Source organism: Flavobacterium psychrotrophum, from assembly GCF_003403075.1.
Lineage (GTDB): Bacteria > Bacteroidota > Bacteroidia > Flavobacteriales > Flavobacteriaceae > Flavobacterium > Flavobacterium psychrotrophum.
The window spans coordinates 4,292,551-4,309,215 of the sequence record NZ_CP031557.1; the positions used below are offsets into that span (position 1 = coordinate 4,292,551).

Below are 16,665 nucleotides of genomic sequence, written 5' to 3' on the forward strand. Positions count from 1 at the left end.
GTATATATTCGCAGTTTCTTCGCAAACGATGTAGAATAACCCAAACCTCACATCCTATTTTCATATGAAGAAACTCTTACTATTATGCGGCCTGGCACTTGCGGGCTACATGCAGGGGCAAACACTCCAGCAATCTATGTACGTAGATTTTGGCCCCACAGGCGGTACAGGCGGGGGCATAACACCCAGCCCCGATGCTAACGGCCATTACTGGAACAATGCTACAAACGGCGCGCTAAATGCTACGCTCGACATTTTTAACAGCAATAATGCCGATACCGGTATCGACATGACCGTGACGGATAATTTTGTGGTAAACACCACTACAAATTATGGTCCTACGGCTCCTGCCGCGGCACTGCTGGGCGACCTTGCCATAGGCACCGCCACGCAGGATTATTTTTACCTTGAATCAGGCGGGTCTGCAAATGCAACCGGGCAGCTTACCCTAAGCGGGCTTAATCCGCAAAAGGGGTACAAATTTTATGTGTTTGGCTCACGCCCTACAAGCAATACACGTATTTCGGGCTATACTTTTACAGGGCTTAACAGTTTTACCGGCCAGTTGCAAACCAGTAACGGCACCACCGGAAACCTGGATACCATACTTGCTACGACCATGCTTTCGCCTACGGCAGATGGGCGCATTACCATTAATGTAGCCATTCTGCAAAATGCATTTGCCTATCTTAACATTCTTAAGGTAGAAGAATATACAGATCTGCCTGTGGTAGATGTTACCGCAATAACCGTTACGGGAACTGATATTACCGTAAGCGGACAAAACAGCCAGATGGTAGCTGCCATAGCACCGTCTAATGCTACATTTAGTAACGTATCATGGACAACCAGCAACAGCAGTGTGGCTGTAATAAGCAGCTCGGGCGTGCTAATGCCTGTGGGTAATGGTACCGTAACTGTAACGGCTACAAGCGCGCAAAACACTGCTATAACGGGTACGGCTACCATTAACGTTAGCAACCAGAACACGGCACTATACTTTAGCGGTACCGCTACAGAAAATGGCGATAATACCGCAACTGCCATCCCTATGCACATGGTTACAGGTACGCAGGGTACGGTAAGCAATGTTTTTGAAATATATACATCGCTAAACGAGGCGGGTACATTTAACTTCTATACTTCGCAGGCGGCAGGCGCTACGGTATTTGGCGCAGGTTCAGCTGCGGGTACACTTACAGCTGCGGGCGCGGGTATCGACCCAACGCAAGCGGGTCCGGTACTTATTACCGTAAACCTTACTACAAATACCTACACCATTACACCAATAAACTGGAGCGTTACCGGCAGTACCATTGCTAACGGCTGGAATGGCGATGCGCCACTTACTTACCAGGGTAATGGTATATGGAGTGCTACGTTAGACATGAATGTTGTAGGTACAGATACCAACCCAAGGTTTGTATTTAAAGGCAACCAGTCTTGGAGTTATGTGTTTAAAAAAGTAACAGGCAGCCAGCATTCAGTTGCGCTTGAAGCACAGGCGGGAGAGTTTGGCATTGCGCTTCAGGATATCGACCTTACCTATGGTAATTTTATCATTACCCTTAACCTTGCAGATTATACCTATGGTATAGCGTGTGTGGCGGTAGACGAAAACAAGATCGCCTTTATGGGATCTAGCGTAATGAATGGCCAGGGCGGTACTAACATGCAGGGCTATGCATACCTGTACAACCAGATACTTGCACAAAGGGCTACCGAAGGAAGTCCGGCATTTTACAGGTACAATGTTTCGGTTAACGGAAACAACACTACCGCAGCACTGGCTCGCGTAGAAAAAGATATGCTGGGCAGTTGTTCTGCTTATGTGGTGTATGGCCTTGCCCTGGGCAACGAAGGCATTCACGAAAACGGACAACCGGCTTACGACAGCTACAATACCAACTTACGACGCCTTATTCAGTTAGCGCGCGATAACGGTAAAACACCGGTAGTGGTAAACAACTATGTAAGGGCAGATTATACCGCTGCTGATTACAACTTTGTAAAACAAATGAACCTTGCTATGGCACAGTGGGATGTACCAAGTATAAACACACTGGGCGCTACAGACAACGGTACCGGAAACTGGGTAGAAGGTTACTGGTGGGATGCACTGCATCCTAACGATGCAGGCCATGCAGAAATGGCGTATGCCATAGTACCATCTTTATTTGATGCGCTTGAGGCAGAAAAACCACAGCCGGTATATACCGCAACAACATCGGTAACACCAGATCCTGTTACAGGCGGCGGTAAGCTTACCTTTACTCCGGAAAATACAATCCATCCTTTTACAACATCCTTTGGTATAAAAACTACAGGTACCGGAAACCTGCTGGCATTTACTACAAATGGTACTGCTACAGGCAGCCTTTCTATAACAGCTGAAGGATATGTACGTTATACTTCGCCGGCAGGCACAACTATTACAGGCACAACGGTTGTAAACAATGGCGAATGGCACACCATAACCCTTACGCATTACTATGCATGGGGTAATACCCAGCTGTATGCAGATGCAGTGGCACAGGGCAATGTAAGCGAGCAGCTTCAGGCTAAGGCATTCAGCCTGCACGGTACTGCTGCCCCGGCAAACATTCAATACCGCAACTGGTTCTTTTACCGTTCGGGTATGAACAACCTTGAGGTAGAAGCACTGCACAATGGTACCATGCTTAAATCGAGCCTTGAGCTGTATGCCCCGTTAAATGACGAAGCTGCAACTCCGGAAGCGATGTTTGCTAACCTTGCACAAAGCACTAATACTATAGATGCTACGGGATTTACAGCATTGGGTACTAATACCGTGGTGGCAGATAACAGCACGATGACGGCTTATCCTAACCCTACAAGCGATATTCTTACCATAAATACGCGTGCAAACGTGATGGCAGATACCATACAGGTATACAATAGCCTGGGTATGGAGGTAGCTACAGCAATACATAGCCGAACAATTAACCTAAGCAGGCTACAGGCAGGTGTCTATATCGTAAAGGTAAAGGCAGGAAATGCGACAGGTGTAATTAAAGTGGTTAAGAAGTAGATAGTTTTTAATTCATGTATTTTTACAGGGGCTTCCGGGAAACCGGAAGCCTTTTACATTGCTGATATTGATGTATTTATATGCTTCTGAATAAAACTTTATTGTATTTTGTAAAAAATACGAACAATATGATTTTTACGATTTGTTTACTTAAACAGTCTTTAAATTGTTTACTTGTTAAAATTTATCCAAAAGTGCTGTTTAAATATGTAATTAAAAGTACTTAATTAGATGTTTTTAAACGATGGAATGTGTATTTCATCTATAACTTGCTGATATGTAAGTTGTATGAAGCAAATCTTCGGTTTGCTTTTGGGCTATCTAACCCCAAAATAAAATGAAACTAAACTATTACTACTACTTACTTATAGCCGTTGTTACACTATTTACAACAACTGCAAACGCACAAATGACTTTTGGCCACGATGAGGCATCTTACTACACTACTGAAAGCTGGACGCAGTGGAACTCTCAGGGTGGTATCGGTTTTACGCCCTGGATCATGTTTACTAATGGCGGCGACCCTGCGGGGGCAGCAGGTCATTTTATAGGCAGTGCTGTTGAGGCTGGTTTTGGCAATGCAGATACAGATGATAAAGCCTTTGGTACTTATGGTTACGGTGCTAATGAGGCAGTGATATACCGTTATTTTAATAATACCGGTGCACCCGTATCAGACGGCAGGTCACCATTAGTTACAGGGCAGGTATTTTCTATAGATCTTGCCGTGGCATACAGAAACGGTTATAAGGGTATTGACCTGCTTACAAGCCAGGGTCAGTTTTTATGGAACTTTGGTATGGATGGCGACAGGCGTTACCAGGTAAACCAGGAAGACATTTTTCAAAATGAGTATTTACAACAATCGGTATTTGAAATAAAAGCAACCCAAATAAGCGCCACTACTTTTAAAGTAACCATTACCCGTGGCGAAGAAGTTTGGCAGTCTGGAATTTACAATGGTACAGTAGGGGGCTTTAAAATTTATGAAGGTAATACCACAAATAATGATCCGTTAAACAGGTTGTACTTTAACAATCTTACGGTTAAAGGCTGTATTGAATCTACCACATGGAATGGTACTGCATGGAGCAACGGCGAACCCGATGTTGCTAAAACAGCCATTATTGAGGGTAATTATACTTCTACAGCAAATGTGTTTGCCTGCATGCTTATTGTAAGGAATAATGCAGCTGTAAATATTCTTACGGGGCATACGCTTACGGTGGTAAATACTGTTGAGGTTGTACCGGGGGCATCGCTAACGCTGCAAAACAATGCGGCATTGGTACAAAACAATAATAATGTACAAAACAGCGGAAACATTATACTTATAAAAGAAAGTAACCCACTGCGCAGGCTTGATTATACCCTTTGGTCGTCGCCGGTAGCAGGACAAAACCTAAAGGATTTTTCTGAAGAAACATTAAATAGCCGCTTTTACGAATATAAGTATGCGCAAAACAGTAACAACGCCTGGATAGAGGGTTACTGGTCAGTAGATCCTGCAACTCACAATTTTGAAACTGCAAAAGGCTACCTTATCCGTATGCCCGATACCGCAAGCTAGCCAGACTACAATGGCGGTACCGCTATGGCAACTTTTACAGGTACGTTTACCGGTACGCCAAACAATGGTATCATTAGCAAATCACTTTCTACAGATGCTAACCGCTACACAGCCATAGGTAATCCATACCCTTCGCCTATAAGCTTAGAGATTTTTTTGATGCAAACAGCGATATACTTTATAACGGTACAGGGCTTTACCTGTGGAGGAAACATAATAATGCAACGTCATCATCTTATGCTACCGTAAGTATGGCGGGCTACGCAGCTAACCCTTCAGATACTACTACAAGTACATCAGGGCTGGGCAGTTTTTACAGTGGCAATAACAGCAGCTGGGTAATAGCACAGGGGCAGGGTTTTATTGTAAAAACAGTCGCGAATGTAAATAATCCCGTGCTAAAATTTAATAATAGCATGAGGCGCGCTTCGGCGGCATCACAGGCATTTTTCAGGCAGGGGCAGGGTTCAGCATCAAAACTTTGGCTTAATGTTAAAGCCCCTGATGCGGGTGCGGCACAGGCGCTTGTAGCTTATATGGATGGCGCTACTACAGGGCTTGACTATGCTCTGGACGCTACAGGATTAAATGATGCAGCAACCATAGGCCTGTATTCTATTGCAGAAAACACAAAACTTGCCATACAGGCACGACCGGGCTTTACTGCTACAGATGTAGTTACTATGGGCTTTACTGCGCCAACATCAGGCCAATATACCATAAGCATTGACCATACCGAGGGTATCTTTACACAAGGCCAGGCCATTTACCTTAAAGATAATACTGAGGGCATTACCCGAAACATAACCGACCGCGAATATACCTTTACCTCTGAAGCCGGTACGTTTGAAAACCGTTTTGAGGTTGTATATACAACTACTGCGCTGGATACTGATAACCCGGTACTGAATGTTGAAGCAGTTATGGTATACAAACAGGGTACTGGCATAAACATTAATACAGGCAGTACACTTATAAATAGTGTTGCGGTTTATGACATTAGTGGCAGGCAATTGTATAGCAAAGAAAACATCAATGCTACTGAAACCGTTTTAAATAACCTTAGCGTTGCACAGCAGGTGCTTATAGTAGAGGTCACTACACCAAAAGGCAAAGTGTCTAAACGAATTGTTTACTAAATTACATAGGTATTCCCCAGATAAAGAAATCCCCTATTGCTTTTTGCAACGGGGATTTTGATTTTTAAGACTGATGGGTTAAACTCCGGCTGTTAATTATGCCCTCTCCCAAAAGAAAGGCGGCTCTATGCCCAGTGCGCGCAGGTATACATAACCCTGGCCGCGGTGGTGCACCTCATTATCCATAAAATAAAGGATGGTGCTTAAAATGGTACCGTCATACATGCCAAAGGCTTTAACGGCATCGTCAAATTTTTCTGTTGATATTTGAGGCCAGTAGGTTTCAAGGCGATTTGTAGTTTCATCCCAAATGGTAAGCAGCTCCTCTTTAGTCTTTGGCATACCCTCGCCAGAGATGTGTGCCATTGGATTCTCGCTCCATTCGCCTGTGGCTAGCCCTTTAATACCGGGGCCGGTAAGGTCTACAATTTCCATAGCCAGTACCGCAAAGGTGCGCATACCGCCAATACTGAATTCAAAAAGGTCTTTCTCAGGAAAGGCTTCAATAGTCCTGCGGGTAAGGCCGCGGTGACCCTGCCAATGTTTTAGTAATGCTTCGGAAGTTAAAAGTGCTGCTGTTGGTGCCTGTACATTTTCCATAATGATTGTTGTTTTAAGATTTATATGGCAAAGGTAAAAGCGCCTTGTGACAACCCAGTGTCAGCAGTGTTTATAGAAAGTGAAGATTTTTATTCTTTGTAAGAATGCCGTTCATTTTTTTCTCGCAAAGATGCGAAGGCGCAAAGCTTTATGAGTTATCACTAACATTATTCAGTCAAATATTCCATAGTCACTTTGCGTCTTCTCGCCTTGGCGAGCCACTTAAATTATTAGATAATGGCAACCTGCAAAATGCTGTAAATAAAGCTTAAGGAGGCGAAAAGCAAAAAGCCACCTGAATAAGATGGCTTTTAAAAGATGATGTGTGTGCAATATTTATACGGCAATTGCCGAAATAGCCTTATCCAGTGCGGTTTCCTGTAATGTAGGCACACCCAGCCCTTCGGCACGAATTACCTCAATATCTGTAATCCCTATAAAGTTAAGTACTCCCTTAAGATACGAAATGGCAAAATCAAAAGAGGTGTACGGGCCTTCAGAAAATACAGCACCCGATGCTACAGCTATATATGCTTTTTTGCCCTTAATCAATCCTTCGGGACTACCTGAGGCGTATGTAAAAGACTGCCCTGCGCGTACTACATTATCAAGCCAGCTTTTAAGTGTTGAGGGAATGCCAAAGTTATATATTGGTGCGCCTATAACAATTATATCAGTAGCAAACAATTGTGCTAGTGCGTCGTCAGAGCGTTTAAGTAATGCTTTGTGCTCAGCAGTATGTAAATCGGCCGGTGTGCGTAATGCTTTTATCTGTTCGCCATCAATATGCGGAAACGGGTTTACAGTAAGATCCAGTTGGGTAACACTGCTCCCCGGAAAAGTTTCGGCAACCTGTGCGGTAATTGCATTGCCTAGTTTTACACTTATAGATTCTTCACCACGCGGGCTTGATATGATGTGCAGGACGTTTTTCATTTTTATGTCGTATTTAATTTGAACCAAAATTACTTACATTTGCTTTCAATAAGTTAGTACTATACAAAAGGTAAGCGGTTACCTTTTGGTAACTCTAAACAGAAAGACCATGGTAAACGATTGTAACGGAGAACATTCGGCAACAGCGTGCTCTGCAAGACTGCGAAATGTGGGCGATGCACTATATGTAATTGGTGGTAAGTGGAAGCTGCGCATTATCATCGCCCTGTCTGACGGGCATATGCGGTTTAACGAGCTGCAACGCATTTTAGACGGCATTTCTGCCAAGGTGCTGAGCAACGAGCTAAAAGACCTGGAGATAAATGGTTTTGTAAAACGATCTGTAAATACCGGTACACCCGTGGTTGTTACCTATGAGCCTACAGGGTACACATCGTCGCTAAAAGAAGTTTTACAGGCGCTGGGCAACTGGGGCGAACAGCACCGCGAAAAACTGCGCATGGAGGGCAGGCAGGCTTCTTAAAGAACTGCGATTTTACCACAAGGGGCACAAAGTTTTCACAAAGAACACAAAGCTCGTGTGACAGATATTTTTATTTATACTCTCTCAAGAGTCCTGTCTAATACGACGGCGTTGTGTTCTTTTTAATTTATTAGTAAGTAATTATTGATGCAGCTTTGTGTTCTTTGTGAAAACTTTGTGCCCCTTGTGGTTAGATTATCGGTATAATTCCTAATTGTTTCCTGTTTGCGGTTATAGCTTGCCGCAAAATGAAACGATTATGAAGAATGTATTTGCCATTATTGCTTTTACCTTAAACATTGTTGCGGCCTTTGCCCAAACTACTACCGACAAGCCTAAACCACTAAAGCTTTCGCATGCAGAGCCCTTGTATATCGACCTGATACGCGACCTTGGTGCACGCAAAGGCGAGCACGAACTTAATGTGGGTTTTGGTATTAACGATGAAAAAAAATACATTACCTACTCCGGTTTTGCCGAGTATGAATTTGCTGTGGCAAACCGCCTTGGTGTTGAGGTAGAAGTGCCTTTTGAAATGTATGCGCCGGCATCTGGCCATACAGATGCTACATTGCCGGGCAACCGTGTAGAGGGTATTAAGCTGGCTACGCAATATACCTTTTGGGTTTCGGCAAAGCACCAAACCAGTATGGCAATAGGCTATATACAGGAAATGGAACTGCCCGATTTTGATGCCCTGGGCAGCAATGCGCCGCTGTTTAAAGGCACGCTTTACAATCCTATTTTTATTGCTGCCAAAAGGCTTACGCCAAACATTCATACGCTGCTGTATACCGGGCCTGTAATTTCGCAGGAATTTGCTACCAATGCTACAGAAACCCTGCTACAGGTAAACGCTAACCTGCACTATGTGTTTAACAACGGGAATTTTGCAGGTGTAGAAACCAACATGGAATTTTCTGATGAGAAGCCCGAAATTGTACTACGCCCACAGTTTAAGGTGGCATTTTCTAAAAGTGTAAGCCTGGGTGTGTTGGCGGGTATTCCTGTAACGCACCACAACCACGGCCCCAGTGCCATGACCCGCATGATATGGGTGCCATAAAAAAGGCTACCCATTGGGCAGCCTCGTTATTATTGCTTTTTAGATATAAGTTCAATTGCTTTTTCCAGTACTTCGTCGCGGCCTGCCTGTATTCCTTTTATGGTAGGTTTTACCTCAATGTCCGGCACTATGCCTACACGCTGGGTTTCGGTACCATCGGGGTAGTATACGCCTATGCCGCTAATCATGGTACGCACCTTGCCCGGTAGTATAATGTCGCTTGCGTTACCATCTGCCCCGGCTGTAGTACTGCCTATAATTACAGCACCGGTAGCACGAAATGCCATTGCGGTATACTCAGCCTGGCTTTGAGAAGTTTCGTTAACCAGTACTACCACTTTTCCTTTATACAATTTTTTACCGCCAACAGAAGCGTGGTCGCCATATGTAAACTCTCCCGGATTTTTAAGGCCGCCCTGGGTAAACTTTACAAAGTCTTTGTCCTTTTCGCCCAAATGGTTGCCCAGCGAAAAAACAATAAACTCTGACGGATAGCAACGCAGGTCGATAACAAGTCCGTCGGTATCTTTTATGTCTTTTAGTATTTGTGGTAGATAGTCGTTCTTAATGGTACCCGGATATAAATAAGCAATTTTAGGGTTTATGAATTTAAAGCAGGTATCCTTCTTTTGGTAACTGCTATAAATATTTATGCTGTTAGATGGGTAGGTACTAATTGTTTTGCTCAGCTGCTTGCCCGCCCGGGTATAATTTATGGTAATGGTGCTATCGTTACTGCGCAGTACGCCCCGTGCTATATCTCTTAATTTTGTAGGATAGTTAGAGGCAGGGTAGTATTTAAGCTGCTCCTTTACAAAATCGGCCACTGGTTTATTGTTAACTGCCGTAATGATATCACCTTTTTGCAAACCTGTTTTCTTACCTTTTTCTTCATCATAAAAATTGGTAACTAAAGCCTGCTCTTCAATAAAAGTAACTTCGGCAGCGGCAAAATTACTGCCCCTAAAAGTACTTAGGGCGTTATCATATCCCCATACATTGGCATGAGTATCGCTTATCCTGCCAATTATTTCTAACAGGGCTACTTTATAATCGGTTTCGTTTTTAGCATTTGCAAAGCGCGGAACAAATTCGGTTAACACATCCTTCCAGTCGCCATCTATAAGGTGCCTGTTCGGGAAAAAGTATTGTATCATGTTCCAGTAGCGGTAGAGTGCCAGCATGCGGTAACCGGTATCGTTAAAGTCCATGTCGGCATACGGCCTCTCGTGCTTAAACTCAGGGTTATTAACACCGCTGTAAAACCCAATGTAGTAACTTTCGTCAGCACGTTTTGCATCTTTAAGCGAAACAAGAAAACTTTGCAGTTCATTACTAAGTCCTGATTTTTCTATCCAGGCTAAATCCGGTTGTAGTTTGGCATCTTTATTAAGTTTAGTGGTGCCGGTGGTAAATTTCCCTTTAGAAGAAGCCCATGTGTATAGCACTTTATCACGCTGCTGTGGTGTGCTGGCAGCCAGTACCTTTGGCATGATCCTGAAAAGTTCGGCATCCCAGTTATAATTTCCTGCCACTACTGCCGGATGGTAGTATTTAAGATAGCCCCATACCAGCCCCAGTATTTTAAGGTCTTCTGTTTTTTGCGGCGTAAGGTTTATAGATGGTATTTTAGAACCGGCATCAAATTCGGTATCCTTATCAGCGGCATACAGTTTTGGGGTTTTTAATTTGGCTTTGCTGATGTCTTTACCATTTATCAAAAGTTCAAGGCCGTCTGCCCAAACTTTACCTGTACCGCTGTTTAAGGCGCCAAAGTAAATCTTCTCGGCATTTTCCGGCAAGGCTAGTTCTATGGCATATTCTTTCCAGTCGGCAGTTCCTGTAATATTATCTTTGAGCATGTTTTCGAACTGCAAAACACCTCCCGCACCGTCTATTCTTAAAAATAGCCCTGCGCTGCCGTCTTTAACGCCCTCCAGCTTTAGCCAACCTTTTATGGCAACGGTATTACCTTTATAAATTGCGGGAATTCCCTGTGCTACGCAGCCAAAGCTTGCATCGTCTTTTACCTTTTGCATTAGTACGGACTTTTTACCGCTATGGCTCACGGCAGAATCGGTTACGACAAGGTAATCTTTGCCCCACTCCTGGTAACTAACCGGGAGCTTAGTGCCGTTCATGGTCGATTCGAAGTCGAGGTTAAAGTCTGTTTTAGCGTCTTGCGCCGTTGCTGTTAATGCGCACAGCAGGGCGATAGCCACACAAAAAGCATGTTTCATTATTGGTTTATTTTGATTGTTGATCGCAATAACAACGTGCTTTTTAAGGGTGTAGTATAAATTTCCTGATCTGTAAGGATTAGAATAAGGTTATGCCATTTGCATATTTATTATGGTCAATGCTTTAAATGTCTCGCAGAGGCGTAGAGCTTTGCGCCTCTGCGCCTTTGCGAGAAAAAATATCTGACCTATAGTATATTTTTATTTGGTATTATTTTACCTCTTTAATCTCGAAGTTCTCAAACGTAACAGGGAAGCTAAGTTTGCCGGGTGCAGCGGCTACCATGCCCACTTTTACCTTTACCTTTGGCGGGAAATAGGCCAGGCGCAGCATCTCAAATTTCTTTCCGTCAAAAGAGAATTTCACCTCTACATAATCGCCTTTGCGCAGCACCTTAAGCCAAACTGACTTCGGGCTGTCTTTACGCGGAATAACCGACCAGTCGGAGAAATCGCGGGTAACTACGGCGCTTACGTTTTGTTTGCCATCTACATACTCGATACCTGTTTTTATCCAATTCTTTTCGTCTATGCGCAGCATTATGCCCGCCTGGTGAAACAGCTCTTTATACGCTCCCGTAACCTTAACGCTTACCTCAAAATCGCCTTCTACTTCTACATAGCTAAAGGGGCCGTTATCGCGTATAAAGCCATAATGGGTTACCTGCCAGTAGTCGGTACCGGGTTCTACCGTAAAGGTTAGCTTATCAGTAGTGCCGCTCCATTTTTCGGGTTGGTTGTACCATTCCATTTTTCGTTGTGCAAACGTGGCAAGTGATGCCAATAGGGTAAGGGACAGGATGAGGTTTTTCATGGTGTTTGTGGATAAGATGTTTTTGTAAAGGTAGGGAACAAACTTAAATTAGGAAAGCCGGATAGTTCTGGATGATGGAAAGGTTTCGGAGGAATTTTAAAGGTTGTTGGGTGTGAACTAATATTAAATACACTTTACGTTATACGTATGCGTCAGTATCTACACGTCTTCAATACCTATACTTTTAAAAAATTCGAAAGTTCCATCGTAAATAAACGGTGGCCTTGTTATATCTTCAGGATTTCCTTCAGGAATATAAATAATCATGCCCTGACGTGCCCTTGTTAAAAGTACTCTATAAGAGTTAATAAGATATTTAATGATTTCAGGGCTACTAATATTTTGCCACTTTGTACCTTTAAACTTTTTATAATTCCATTGATTGTTATGGTAATGTAAATCGCCATCCCAGGCAACACACGTCCAGTCCAGTTCTAATCCCTGAATATCAAATTCTGTGGCCACTTCTTCCAAAAAGAATGAAGAACGGATATCATCTTTATCATTAAGAAACCAGATAGGAGCATCTATTTTAGCCTTTACATTTAATCCGAACGGTCTTAAGCGTATAGCTCCTGACGAAGCTACTATTCCCATGCGTTCAGATCCAATAGTTTTAGATTTTAACCAATTACGTGCTGTTTCTAAATTTCTTGTAATAGCAATTGGGTAACTTTCTTTAATAAAGTTGAGATAAATGTTTGCTGCTTCCGTTGGGTTATTATTAATTATCTCTTGGACAAAGTTCGATAATTGGGCACTTCTAAAAGAGCGCAAGGAAACGGAAAGATGAAGTTCAGGTTTTTCCATTGCACCTTTTTGTTTTAAAATGTGAAGTGTACTAGGATTTCTTATATAATTTCCATCATTAGTAATTTCCGATGAATAATAAATATTCCAATCTTTAAAGTGTTCTGCGAAAGGTCTAATCCACTCTTCTAGTCCAGCTTCTCCCGTATTAATTTCTTGTCCTCCACCAATAAGGCAAACAATGGTGCACCAATCTTGATGCCTGTCCATAACTTCAATAAGAAACTCAGGCTCTGATTTATTAAAATCAGCCATACCTTTATTTCTTTTCATGAAGCTAGAGGCCTGTTCTTTCGTCCAAGCGCGCTGTGCCTCATCAAAAATTGTAACTTTTTCAATAGGCGCACCAACATCTCTAAGAGAAGCATCTCTAAAATGGTGTATGTTTTGTATGAACGATTTTACGTGAGAAGAAGCCATGAATTTTGTAATTGATACATTTTCTTCTTTTGCAGTTTTGACTTTATCGCGGGCTAGGGCTTCCCTCAATACGTCTACTAGAGGACCATTACCCGATAAAAATACGGCATGTTCTTCCTGCTCATAATTTGAACGTAAATTTGCAATATTTAAACCTGCGAGAGTTTTACCTGCGCCCGGCACACCCGTTATAAAACAAATTGATTTTTTGTTATTCGTTTTTGAGAAGTCGATAATTTGAGAAATGCATTCTGAAGTTACTGAAAGATTTTCTGCTCCGGCATCACTTCTTGATATTTCTTCAACATTATGTTTTTTATATAATGCGGTAGCGGCCTCAATAATAGTAGGAGTAGGTTTATAGATAGAATGTTCCCAAAGTTCGATATCAATTGATGGCGCGCCATCAAAATGCAGTAAGGCTTCACTAATAACGCTAGCTAGATCTGAAGCGTTTGAGTATATGGTATCATAAAGATTATCATAACTTCTACTAAAGATATTCTGAACTGTGGCGGCGTTCTCGGCCACCAGAATTGGGATGATGATTTTATTATGGCTTCCTTCATGAAAGTTATTCATGTCTAAACCGTAATTAAAAGCTTGCTCTTTTGCATAGTTATCATAAACGCTTGAGCCGATCTTGAATTCGATAATGAAAATGCAATTGCCAATAATGAGGATATTATCAACCCTCTTGCCCATTCTTGGAATGGTAAACTCAAAGTAAATTTTACCTGTGAAATTTTTGAGTGAATTCTTAAGTATTATTGTCTGATTTTTCCAAGCATTAGATTGTTGAATGGCCAATTTGTTTAAGTCGTATTGTCCGGAAATCTTACCGTGGATACTATCTAAATCTTCTTTAATAAAACCAGATATTAATGCAGAGTAATATGCCCTATTCATCAAACAGGTCTTTAATTTTTACTCCTAAAGCTATTGCTAACTTTTCAATAACGGTGATGGATACATTACGTTCTCCTTTTTCGATAGTTGGAAGATATGTTCTATCTATCTCGGCAAGGTTGGCTAGCCTCTCTTGCGATAACTTCTTAAGCTTCCGTAACTCTTTAATTTTAAGTCCGAATTTTTGTTTGATATCCATATCAACAAAAATTCAAAAATGTAGACTATAAAACAACGGAGTACAGTCGGGTATTTACTACATTTGAATAATACTTATAGTTTATTATGCAAGCCATAACCCTTAATTATCTTTACCGCGACAGTAGCAACTATAAAAACTTTGGAAGTGTAAACTTTTCAAATCCCACTAATATTTCAATTGAAGAAATTGAAACTGCAATACAATCTAACCTCATAGATGGCGAATATTTTGTTGCAGAAGATTGGGGCTTGCCAACATTATATTTTGATGAATGGACTGAGGATGACCACTACTGGCATGAATTCTTAAACATTGAAATTACAGAAATACAAGATGAGTTTATATCTATAAGCTTGTTTCTACGAAGTATGCCAAAACAAAAAACGGGGCTTTAAAGCCCCGTTTTCAATTATCATAAAGGTCAGATTACTGTACCTTAACGTTGTCAATTTGCATAGTAGTAGTAGGGCCAGACCTGCCGTTACCTACATACTCAAATATAAAGAAACCGTTTCCTGTAAGGGTTGCCGGAATGGCATAATCGCCACTGTTTGTAAAGTTATTTGCATAACCGTTAGCTGTTCCTGTAGCAATAGCAAAGTTAGAAGTAATGTCTACAAGGGTAGCAGCATTAATGTCGCCGCCTGGTGTATAGTTTGTAGAGTAATATACTTTAAGTACTTCGCCTGTATTATAACCATCTTTAGTTTGGAAAGAGAAGGTATTAGCCGTAGTAAAGTTAGCCGGTACAGCATATATTGTTCTGTTAGCCGCGGTGTTTCCGCCACCAAATGCTGTAACCTGAATGTACTTGTTGTTGTTAAACGATTTTACCTGCCAGTAACGGATACCTGTTATAGCATCATTAACTGCATTGTTAAATGTAGCGCTGTCAAGTGTGTAGCTTTCAAATGTTTCGTTGTATGTGCCATATGCTATTGTACCACCTATAATTGGCGGAGCAGCATCAAATCTTGGCTCAGTAAGGTTAACATCTTTTGCAGAACGTGCAAGGAACTGGTAAGTATCGTTATACTTTGTAAGTATACCTCTTATCTTACCGCTGTTGCCGGGAACTTTATCTCCTGCAAAGTTAGAAAAGCTGCTGGTACGGAACTCTACAGTAACGTTGCCACCTACTGCACTTACAATTTTTCGGTTAGTAGATCCGCCCGCAGTATTTGCAGTATCATTTTCGTCATAATAAGTACCGTTTACAAAAGCATCGTCAAACTGTACACCTGTAAGTTCTATAAGCGTGTTTAGGTTAGCAGTACTAACGGCTTGTGTTAATGTAAAGCTTCTTACCAGTTGGTCTTCGCTTACTTCATCACAGGTAGGAAATGTAAATTTCTTGTAGTCATATTCAGCTATCCTGCCTATAGCACCGTTATAAAGGGCGCCTAATGCAAGAGCACCGTTTACCCTGGCATAGTACAGGTCTTTTAGTTTGATAACTACTTTTTTGCCCGGATAAAAATTAACGCCAAAAAGGCTTGTCCTGTCTATAGCAATGCTAAATCCTACAGGGGTACCCTGAGCCGGAAGCGTTTGCAGGTACACCGTTTTAAAGATGTTACCTCTTTCATCGCTGGATGTTACATAGGCCTCAATAATATCATCTGCAGTATATTGCCTTACAACGGTTGTAGAAGCAGCAAATATATCGGCAACTGTTTTAGTAGTAGTAAGTCCCGGGTCTACACAGTCTTTAAGAGGTATGCCGTAATCATCATTGTTTACACAGCCCGTAAGCAAAGTTGCCAGTGCCAGGCTAAATATTGCGGGTTTAAGAAAACTCATTTTCATAATTTTTAAATAATTAGTAAACAACAACATTGTCTATTTGATAAGAGCCATCAAGAGCCTGGTCTGTACCAGAGCCGGTAACTTTAAAGGCAACGCGTACATTTCCTTTGTAAGGAACAAGGCTTATTTTGCCCGACGCAACAAATGCAAAGTTTACACCTGCAATTTTTGGTGCCTTAAAGGTTACAGGTGTCCATGTGGCAGTAGCTACATCACCATTATAGTCTGAAGATATAAATACTTCAAGCTTATTGTTAGCGTTACTTGTAAATGCCTGAGAGGCTTCAAACGTAAGCGTTTTGTTGTTGGTTTCACCCAGCTCAATAGCAGGAGAAATAAGCCAGCCAATATTTACAGGGTTGTTACTACCATATGGGTTAAACTCTGCATATCCGTTATTGCTGTAACGCTGTATTGTCCATGCGGCGGTACCGGCCTGTAAAAAGGTTGACCAGCCTTCTGCCTGAAACGGAGTGTTATCATCTCCTATTTCAAATTTTTCATACATTACAGGTTCTCTGTAAGTAGGCAGTTCAGTATCATCATCGCAGCTTACTAATGCTGTTGTAGCTAAAGCGGCAAAGAAAAAGTTTTTAAAAAATATCTTCATAGCA

General features: G+C 42.0%; 12 protein-coding genes and 1 pseudogene. 5 read left to right on the plus strand and 8 right to left on the minus strand.

The genetic code is table 11. The features are described from left to right. The first annotated feature begins 64 nt into the window (after window positions 1–64). Both DYH63_RS18630 and DYH63_RS21840 read left to right on the plus strand, forming a co-directional pair. The gene (locus DYH63_RS18630; protein ID WP_116790231.1) at window positions 65–3,052 is read left to right on the plus strand and encodes a T9SS type A sorting domain-containing protein; all 2,988 of its coding nucleotides are present in this window, start codon (window positions 65–67) and stop codon (window positions 3,050–3,052) included. 799 nt (window positions 3,053–3,851) lie between these two features. Next, window positions 3,852–5,761 (plus strand): annotated as a pseudogene (locus DYH63_RS21840) (RemA C-terminal-like gliding motility protein). 96 nt (window positions 5,762–5,857) lie between these two features. Here the strand turns inward: DYH63_RS21840 and DYH63_RS18650 are convergent. Both DYH63_RS18650 and DYH63_RS18655 read right to left on the minus strand, forming a co-directional pair. Beyond that, complete coding sequence (locus DYH63_RS18650) at window positions 5,858–6,361, minus strand: DinB family protein (RefSeq protein WP_116790235.1); 504 nt, start codon at window positions 6,359–6,361, stop codon at window positions 5,858–5,860. A 336-nt stretch (window positions 6,362–6,697) separates the two neighbouring features. Further along, the gene (locus tag DYH63_RS18655) at window positions 6,698–7,297 is read right to left on the minus strand and encodes an FMN-dependent NADH-azoreductase (RefSeq protein WP_116790236.1); all 600 of its coding nucleotides are present in this window, start codon (window positions 7,295–7,297) and stop codon (window positions 6,698–6,700) included. 109 nt (window positions 7,298–7,406) lie between these two features. On the opposite strand from DYH63_RS18655, the gene DYH63_RS18660 reads away from it, so the two are divergent. Continuing rightward, on the plus strand, window positions 7,407–7,781 hold the full coding sequence (locus DYH63_RS18660; protein ID WP_116790237.1) for a winged helix-turn-helix transcriptional regulator: 375 nt from the start codon (window positions 7,407–7,409) through the stop codon (window positions 7,779–7,781). Between the two features lie 259 nt (window positions 7,782–8,040). Further along, window positions 8,041–8,847 carry an HAEPLYID family protein gene (locus tag DYH63_RS18665; protein WP_116790238.1) on the plus strand — a complete coding sequence of 269 codons (807 nt, stop codon included), beginning with the start codon at window positions 8,041–8,043 and terminating at the stop codon, window positions 8,845–8,847. A gap of 29 nt (window positions 8,848–8,876) precedes the next feature. Here the strand turns inward: DYH63_RS18665 and DYH63_RS18670 are convergent, their stop codons facing one another. From DYH63_RS18670 to DYH63_RS18685, 4 genes are all read right to left on the minus strand, one after another. Next, complete coding sequence (locus DYH63_RS18670) at window positions 8,877–11,087, minus strand: S41 family peptidase (RefSeq protein ID WP_116790239.1); 2,211 nt, start codon at window positions 11,085–11,087, stop codon at window positions 8,877–8,879. A 211-nt stretch (window positions 11,088–11,298) separates the two neighbouring features. After that, window positions 11,299–11,901, minus strand: coding sequence for a DUF1349 domain-containing protein (locus tag DYH63_RS18675; RefSeq protein WP_116790240.1), 603 nt, complete (start codon window positions 11,899–11,901; stop codon window positions 11,299–11,301). A 159-nt stretch (window positions 11,902–12,060) separates the two neighbouring features. Then, the gene (locus DYH63_RS18680) at window positions 12,061–14,040 is read right to left on the minus strand and encodes a DUF2075 domain-containing protein (protein ID WP_116790241.1); all 1,980 of its coding nucleotides are present in this window, start codon (window positions 14,038–14,040) and stop codon (window positions 12,061–12,063) included. Beyond that, window positions 14,033–14,239 (minus strand): helix-turn-helix domain-containing protein, encoded by a 207-nt coding sequence (locus DYH63_RS18685; protein WP_116790242.1) that lies wholly within the window; start codon window positions 14,237–14,239, stop codon window positions 14,033–14,035. Before DYH63_RS18685 ends, DYH63_RS18680 begins: the two co-directional genes overlap by 8 nt. 86 nt (window positions 14,240–14,325) lie before the next feature. Between DYH63_RS18685 and DYH63_RS18690 the strand changes: the two genes are divergently transcribed. Further along, entirely contained in the window at window positions 14,326–14,637 is a 312-nt protein-coding gene (locus tag DYH63_RS18690) for a hypothetical protein (protein ID WP_116790243.1), read from the plus strand. A gap of 31 nt (window positions 14,638–14,668) precedes the next feature. Here the strand turns inward: DYH63_RS18690 and DYH63_RS18695 are convergent, their stop codons facing one another. Further along, window positions 14,669–16,045 (minus strand): DUF5689 domain-containing protein, encoded by a 1,377-nt coding sequence (locus tag DYH63_RS18695; protein WP_116790891.1) that lies wholly within the window; start codon window positions 16,043–16,045, stop codon window positions 14,669–14,671. A 19-nt stretch (window positions 16,046–16,064) separates the two neighbouring features. After that, complete coding sequence (locus DYH63_RS18700) at window positions 16,065–16,661, minus strand: choice-of-anchor J domain-containing protein (RefSeq protein WP_116790244.1); 597 nt, start codon at window positions 16,659–16,661, stop codon at window positions 16,065–16,067. Window positions 16,662–16,665: the final 4 nt, after the last annotated feature.

Bases quoted from the DNA above. Each gene is read 5' to 3' on its own strand.
- DYH63_RS18630 (WP_116790231.1), top strand. From the start codon at position 65: ATGAAGAAACTCTTACTATTATGCGGCCTGGCACTTGCGGGCTACATG.
- DYH63_RS18650 (WP_116790235.1), bottom strand. From the start codon at position 6,361: ATGGAAAATGTACAGGCACCAACAGCAGCACTTTTAACTTCCGAAGCA.
- DYH63_RS18655 (WP_116790236.1), bottom strand. From the start codon at position 7,297: ATGAAAAACGTCCTGCACATCATATCAAGCCCGCGTGGTGAAGAATCT.
- DYH63_RS18660 (WP_116790237.1), top strand. From the start codon at position 7,407: ATGGTAAACGATTGTAACGGAGAACATTCGGCAACAGCGTGCTCTGCA.
- DYH63_RS18665 (WP_116790238.1), top strand. From the start codon at position 8,041: ATGAAGAATGTATTTGCCATTATTGCTTTTACCTTAAACATTGTTGCG.
- DYH63_RS18670 (WP_116790239.1), bottom strand. From the start codon at position 11,087: ATGAAACATGCTTTTTGTGTGGCTATCGCCCTGCTGTGCGCATTAACA.
- DYH63_RS18675 (WP_116790240.1), bottom strand. From the start codon at position 11,901: ATGAAAAACCTCATCCTGTCCCTTACCCTATTGGCATCACTTGCCACG.
- DYH63_RS18680 (WP_116790241.1), bottom strand. From the start codon at position 14,040: ATGAATAGGGCATATTACTCTGCATTAATATCTGGTTTTATTAAAGAA.
- DYH63_RS18685 (WP_116790242.1), bottom strand. From the start codon at position 14,239: ATGGATATCAAACAAAAATTCGGACTTAAAATTAAAGAGTTACGGAAG.
- DYH63_RS18690 (WP_116790243.1), top strand. From the start codon at position 14,326: ATGCAAGCCATAACCCTTAATTATCTTTACCGCGACAGTAGCAACTAT.
- DYH63_RS18695 (WP_116790891.1), bottom strand. From the start codon at position 16,045: ATGAGTTTTCTTAAACCCGCAATATTTAGCCTGGCACTGGCAACTTTG.
- DYH63_RS18700 (WP_116790244.1), bottom strand. From the start codon at position 16,661: ATGAAGATATTTTTTAAAAACTTTTTCTTTGCCGCTTTAGCTACAACA.